The sequence below is a fragment of the Phenylobacterium sp. genome (assembly GCF_004799395.1).
Classification (GTDB): Bacteria; Pseudomonadota; Alphaproteobacteria; order Caulobacterales; family Caulobacteraceae; genus Phenylobacterium.
Genome location: NZ_SSMZ01000180.1, coordinates 1 through 5,841 on the forward strand (window position 1 = coordinate 1; position 5,841 = coordinate 5,841).

The following is a 5,841-nucleotide window of genomic DNA, read 5'->3' on the forward strand; positions in this document are numbered from 1 at the left end:
CGCGCCGGCGCCGAAGCCCGCCGCGTCCGTCGCCGGCAAGAAGCCCGCGGCGAAGAAGCCTGCGGCGAAGAAGGCCGCGGCCAAGCCAGCGGTTGCGAAGCCGACGGCCGCCGCCAAGGCGCCGGTCCCGGCCAAGGCGGCTGCGAAACCGGCCGCCGCCAAGACGCCCGCGGCGAAGAAGGCTCCGGCCAAAAAGGCCGCGCCAAAGCCTGCGGCCAAGCCCGCGGTGGTGAAGGCTCCGGCGGTGAAGAAGCCCACGGCGAAGCCGGCGGCGGCCAAGAAGCCCGCGGCGGCCAAGAAGCCCGCGCCCGCCAAGGCGGCCGCGAAGCCGGCGGCCAAGAAGCCTGCCGCCAAGCCGGCGGCTGCGAAGAAGCCCGCGACCGCCGCGAAGCCCGCCGCCGCCACGAAGCCTGCGGGTGCGGCCACGAAGCCCGCGGCGGCGAAGAAGCCAGCGCCCGCCAAGGCGGCTGCGAAGCCGGCGGCCAAGACTCCCGCGCCGAAGAAGGCCTAAGGGGCGGCCGACGCCAGGGCGGCCAGCGCCTCGCCGAGGCAGGCGCGGTCGCCCGCTATGGCGACGCGGCCGCCGTGGGCGCCCACCGGCTGGCCCTCCCAGTCGGTCGTGATCCCCCCGGCGCCCGCGATCACCGGGATCGCCGCGTCGATATCCCAGGCCATCAGGCGGGTCTCGATGACAAGGTCGATCGTGCCGGCCGCGACCATGGCGTAGGCGTAGGCGTCGCAGCCCAGCCGCGCCAGGCGTGCGGCGGCGCGCACGCGGCCCCAGGCTTCGCGCTCGACGCCCTGGAAGATGGCCGGGTCAGTGGTGGCGATCAGGGCGCCGGAAAGCCCGGAGCAGGACCGAACCTTCAAGGGACGGACGCCGCCGCGGCTCATCAGTCGCGATCCGCCGGCGTTGCCGATGTAGATCTCGTCGAGGAAGGGCTGGCCGATGGAGCCCAGCACCGGCGTTCCATTGTGCCGTAGGCCGATCAGCGTGGTCCAGACCGGCAGGCCGGCGATGAACGCCCGTGTGCCGTCGACCGGGTCCAGCACCCAGACGAACTCGGCGTCGGCGCGGTCCTCGCCATATTCCTCGCCGATGACGCCGTGGTCGGGATAGCGCTCGGAAATCATGGCGCGGATGGCGCGTTCGGCGCCCTTGTCGGCCTCGGTGACCGGATCGAAGCCCTTGGCTCCGCCCTTGTCGATCAGGCCATGGTCGGCACGGAAAAGCGGGAGGATGGCGGCCCCGGCCGCGCGGTTGAGCTCGACCAGGAAAGCGTCGAGCTCAACGAACTTTTCGGAAGCGAGCGTCTGGGGATTCGGAGCGGTCATGCGACCGCTTTACCCCCTGGCGCGGCTCAGGGAAACGCGTGCCCCACACTGACTTCTGGATCGGTCTCGTTCAGGGACTTGGCCAGGTCCAGCAGGCGCTGGCGGGGCCGCTCGCTCAGGCTATAGAAGGCCTGGATCAGATCCTTGGTCTCCTTGCCTTGATAGGGCTCCGGCGGCTCCGGCTCTTTGTCGATCTGCGACTCTTGGCCGAGGCCTTCGTAGAAGTAGCTGACCGGAACTTCGAGCACCTCAGCCAGTTGCCAAAGGCGGGCCGCCGACATGCGGTTGGCCGCGCATTCGTATTTCTGGATCTGCTGGAAGCGAACGCCGCAAGCGCCAGCCAATTGTTGCTGGGTCAGACCCAGGATCCGGCGGCGACGGCGAAGCCGGCGACCCAGATGAATATCGATCAAGTCCATCATGACGCGACGCCCATCCTCCTCAAACCCCAATGTCCCAGACCGGGACGGCACGCGGGGTCCGCCGCAAGCCCTGCGCCAAATCTGCGCGTTGCTAAGGTTACGAAGCCAGCCTTAGTAAAGATGCATGACAGAATCTCGGTCTTCCAGGCGACAGGCCCTGCTGTGGCATATCGAAGCTTGGCTATATGATTTTGCTCGTTTTTTGGCCCGACTGTTCCCCATAGACACAGTTTCGGACTTCGGCGGACGCCTTGCCCGCAGGATGGGCCCGTTAACCAGCTACCATCGCGTCGCGGAAACCAATCTGCGGATTGTGTTTCCAAAAGCGTCGGAGCTGGAGATCAAACGTCTGCTGGGAGAGCAGTGGGAAGAGGTCGGCCGGTCGCTTGCCGAATTCCAGATATTGGATCGCATCGTCGCGGAGCCCGAGCGCGTCGAGATCGAGGGTATCGAGCGTCTGATCGCCTTGAGGGACGGCCATCCCGCGGTGCTGATCAGCGGGCATTTCTCCAACTTCGAGATCATGGCGCTGGCGATCATGCGCGCCGGCGTCGAATGCCAGGTCACCTACCGCGCAACCAACAATCCCTACATCAACGAACGGATCGTCGCCGGCCGGCGGGCCTATGGAGTCAAGCTGTTCGCGCCCAAGGGCGCGCAGGGGACGCGCGGACTGTTCCGCACCCTGGCCCGCGGCGAATGCATCTCGATCATGATCGACCAGAAGTTCAACACCGGGGTAGCGGCGCCGTTCTTCGGCGTGATGGCGCACACCGCGCCGGGGGCCTCGACCTTCGCCCTGAAGTTTGGGATCCCGATGGTGCCGATGAGCGTGCAGCGCACGCATAAGGTCCGCTTCAAGGTGATCGTCCACGAGCCGATCCGGCTGGCGGACACCGGCGACCGAGAAGCCGACATTGTCACCGCCGTGCATCGCATCAACGCCTTCATGGAAGAGCGTGTGCTCGCCCGGCCCAGCGAATGGTTCTGGGTCCACAAGCGCTGGCCGAACGAGATCTACAAGCACGCGGCTTGATCGTTTTCGGCCCGGCGCCGAAATCGTGCGTTGCTAATGTCTGGGAGCCGACGCCTTAGTTGTAGGACATGACACAAGCCCCGCCACCGATGCGACAGAACATCCAGTGGCGCTTTGAAGAGTGGGCTTATGGATCTGCGCAGTTCCTGGCCCGCCGGTTTCCCATCGACGCGGTCTCCGATTTCGGGGGCTGGCTGTTTCGAACGCTCGGGCCGCTGACCAGCCGGCACCGCACGGCGCTCATCAACCTCAGGATCGTGTTCCCCGACGCCACGCCGGCGGAGATGGCGCGGATGCTGGGCGACCAGTGGGAGGAGACCGGCCGGTGGATCGCGGAATTCCCGACGCTTGACCGCATCATCGCCGATCCTAGCCGGGTCGAGGTGGTGGGGGCTGAGCGCCTGACCGCGATCGCGGCCGGCAAGCCGGTGGTCTTCATCTCAGGCCATTTCTCGTCCTTCGAGATCATGTCGGCTGTGATCGTCCACTCCGGCGCGATCTGCCAGATCACCTATCGGGCCATGAACAACCCCTATGTAGATGAGCGCCTGCGGGAAAGTCGCTGGCGCTATGGCGTGCGGCTGTTCGCGCCCAAGGGACTGACCGGCGCGCGCGCGCTGCTTCGGGCCCTGGGGCGTGGCGAGTCCGTGGCGCTGATGAACGACCAGAAGTTCAACGGCGGCGTGGCCGCGCCCCTGTTTGGTCTCATGGCGCACACGGCGCCGGGCCCCTCCAGCTTCGCCCTCAGGTTCGGCATCCCGATCCAGCCCATGAGCGTGCAGCGAATCCACAAAGCGCGCTTCCGGGTGGTCGTCCACGACGCGTTCAGCCTGGAGGACACCGGAGACAGCGAAGCCGACATCGAGACCGGCGTCCGGCGCATCAACGCTTTCATCGAGGAGCGCGTGCTGGCCAGGCCCACCGAGTGGTTCTGGGTCCACAAGCGCTGGCCGAACGAGACCTACAAGCGCGCAGCCTAGTCGTTGGTCTCGCGCCAGCGCTGCAGGGCCTCGGCGGGGCCAGCGTAGGCCTCCTGCAAGGGGGCGGACCAGTAGCGCAGCTGCTCCAGCGGCACTTTCTTGCCGCTGACCGCGCAGATCACATAGCGGCCCGGCTTCAGCACGGCGAAGTCGCCGTCGCCGTAATGCAGCTTTGCGAGGTCGGAGGCCGTGAAGTCGCGGTCAAAGGCGTTCATGACGCTCTATTTAGCGCGCCGCCCCTCTCCAGAACAGGGGGCGTTCAGAACAGATCGCCCTGCGCGGAATTCGCCGCCTTGGGCTTCGGCTTGGCCGGTTTGGCGGCCGCGGGCTCTGCCGCCGCGCCTTCGATCACCGCCTGGCGGGTGACCTGATCGCCGAACTTGATGGCGATCTCCTCGCCGTTCGCCAGGATCGCGCCCGCGTGGACAATGGAGCCGTCGGCCCGCGTGACCCGGGCGAAGCCGCGCTGCAGCGGCCTGTCAGGGTCGACCGAGACGTAGAGTTTGGCGAGCGCCGCCAGCCGCTCTCCGGCCCGCTCCAGGCCACGCAAGACGCCGGGCTGCAGGCGCGAGGTCACGCCCTCCAGCCTCTGCCGCTGCACCGCCTGCGGCCGCTGCAGCAGAAGCGGCGTAAGCCGCGAGGACACCCGCACCAGATCGCGCTCATGGGCGGCGGCGTTCTTCGCCAGCCCCGCCGCCAGCCGGCCCGAGACGATGCCATACCGCTGGGCGGCCAACTCGACGAGGTCGCTCACCCGCGTCAGCGCCCGTCCGGCGGCCGCGACCCGCCCGCGCCGGTCCTCGACCGCACGGCCGCCGCAGCGGTGCATGCGCGCGGAGAGGTCGCCCACCAGCGCTTTCAGCTCGGCCAGCACCGGCGTCGCCATCTCGGCCGCCGCCGTGGGCGTGGGCGCTCGGCGGTCGGAGACGAAATCGATCAGGGTGGTGTCGGTCTCGTGACCCACGGCGCTGATCAGCGGGATCGTGCAGGCCGCCACGGCGCGCGCCAACGCCTCGTCATTGAACGGCCAGAGGTCCTCCACCGACCCTCCGCCGCGCGCTACGATCAGCACATCCGGCCGCGGGACCGCGCCGCCGTCGCCCAGGGCCTCGAAGCCCCGGATCGCGGCGCTGACCTGGGCTGCGGCGGAGTCGCCCTGCACCACCACCGGCCAGACGATCACCCGGCAGGGCCAGCGGTCGCGGATGCGGTGCAGGATGTCGCGGATCACCGCTCCGGTGGGACTGGTGATCACACCCACCACCGCCGGCATCGAGGGCAGGGGCTGTTTGCGCTCCACGGCGAACAGACCCTCGGCAGCCAGCTTGGCTTTGAGCCGCTCCAGCTGCGCCAGCAGGGCCCCGACGCCTGCCGCCTCCATGGTCTCGATGACGATCTGGTAGCGCGAACCCGCCGGGTAGGAGGTGATCTTGCCGGTGACGATCACCTCCAGCCCCTGTTCGGGCCGGATGCCAAGGCCGCGGACCTGACCCTTCCAGACCACACCGTCGATGGCGGCGCGCTCGTCCTTCAGGGTCAGATAGACGTGGCCGTTGGAGTGGTGGGTGACCTTGGAGATCTCGCCGCGCAGCCGCACAAACCCGTAGGCGTCCTCCAGCGTCCGCTTCAGCGCGAACGCCAACTCCGACACCGAATAGGGCTTGGCGTTGCCGTCTTCCGTTGGCGCGGCGTCTTCCGCGGAGGTGTCGGTCATGCGGGCAAGGTAGCGATCGTGTCAGCTAAGGAAAAGGACGCGCCCGGCCCTGCTGGCGGAAAACCGCCGCGGGCCGAACGCGTCCCCATCCCCAACGGATTGGTAAGCCGCGCCGTAACTGGACGCGGTGTCAGATGTAGCGGCGAAGGCTCCTGGCGAGTTCGGCTGCGCCCGAGCGCTTCTTGGCCTGGGCCGGTTGATAGGCGACCTGGCTGTGTTCGTGGCAGTAGGGGCCGTCGCCGGCGCCGCGACCGCAGAAGGTGAAGTTGTCCATGGCCGGGTCGCCGATCGGCCACTTGCACATATGGGCGCCCAGCGTCAGCACGGTGGCGGTGCCGGGGGCTTCCTCGACAT

At 68.2% G+C, this 5,841-nt stretch carries 8 protein-coding genes; 3 read left to right on the plus strand and 5 right to left on the minus strand.

The genetic code is table 11. From position 1 onward, the window contains the following. Positions 1–511, plus strand: a 511-nt coding sequence (locus E8A12_RS11915) for a hypothetical protein (RefSeq protein WP_293368936.1), incomplete at its 5' end; no start/stop codon positions are given. On the opposite strand, the gene hisN is transcribed toward E8A12_RS11915, so the two are convergent. Both hisN and E8A12_RS11925 read right to left on the minus strand, forming a co-directional pair. Beyond that, positions 508–1,335 carry a histidinol-phosphatase gene (gene hisN, locus E8A12_RS11920; protein WP_293368938.1) on the minus strand — a complete coding sequence of 276 codons (828 nt, stop codon included), beginning with the start codon at positions 1,333–1,335 and terminating at the stop codon, positions 508–510. The genes E8A12_RS11915 and hisN overlap by 4 nt on opposite strands. A 26-nt stretch (positions 1,336–1,361) precedes the next feature. Continuing rightward, positions 1,362–1,757 (minus strand): helix-turn-helix transcriptional regulator, encoded by a 396-nt coding sequence (locus E8A12_RS11925; RefSeq protein WP_293368940.1) that lies wholly within the window; start codon positions 1,755–1,757, stop codon positions 1,362–1,364. Between the two features lie 124 nt (positions 1,758–1,881). On the opposite strand from E8A12_RS11925, the gene E8A12_RS11930 reads away from it, so the two are divergent. Next, positions 1,882–2,793 carry a lysophospholipid acyltransferase family protein gene (locus E8A12_RS11930; protein WP_293368942.1) on the plus strand — a complete coding sequence of 304 codons (912 nt, stop codon included), beginning with the start codon at positions 1,882–1,884 and terminating at the stop codon, positions 2,791–2,793. An 89-nt stretch (positions 2,794–2,882) separates the two neighbouring features. Then, entirely contained in the window at positions 2,883–3,773 is an 891-nt protein-coding gene (locus tag E8A12_RS11935) for a lysophospholipid acyltransferase family protein (RefSeq protein WP_293368944.1), read from the plus strand. Here E8A12_RS11935 and E8A12_RS11940 read toward each other — a convergent pair. The 3 genes from E8A12_RS11940 to E8A12_RS11950 all read right to left on the minus strand — a co-directional run. Beyond that, complete coding sequence (locus tag E8A12_RS11940) at positions 3,770–3,988, minus strand: DUF2093 domain-containing protein (RefSeq protein WP_293368946.1); 219 nt, start codon at positions 3,986–3,988, stop codon at positions 3,770–3,772. The two genes, E8A12_RS11935 and E8A12_RS11940, sit on opposite strands and share 4 nt — an antisense overlap. Positions 3,989–4,032: 44 nt before the next feature. Further along, complete coding sequence (xseA, locus tag E8A12_RS11945) at positions 4,033–5,487, minus strand: exodeoxyribonuclease VII large subunit (protein WP_293368948.1); 1,455 nt, start codon at positions 5,485–5,487, stop codon at positions 4,033–4,035. Between the two features lie 130 nt (positions 5,488–5,617). Beyond that, a partial coding sequence (locus tag E8A12_RS11950; RefSeq protein WP_293368950.1) for a GcrA family cell cycle regulator occupies positions 5,618–5,841 on the minus strand: 224 nt, incomplete at its 5' end.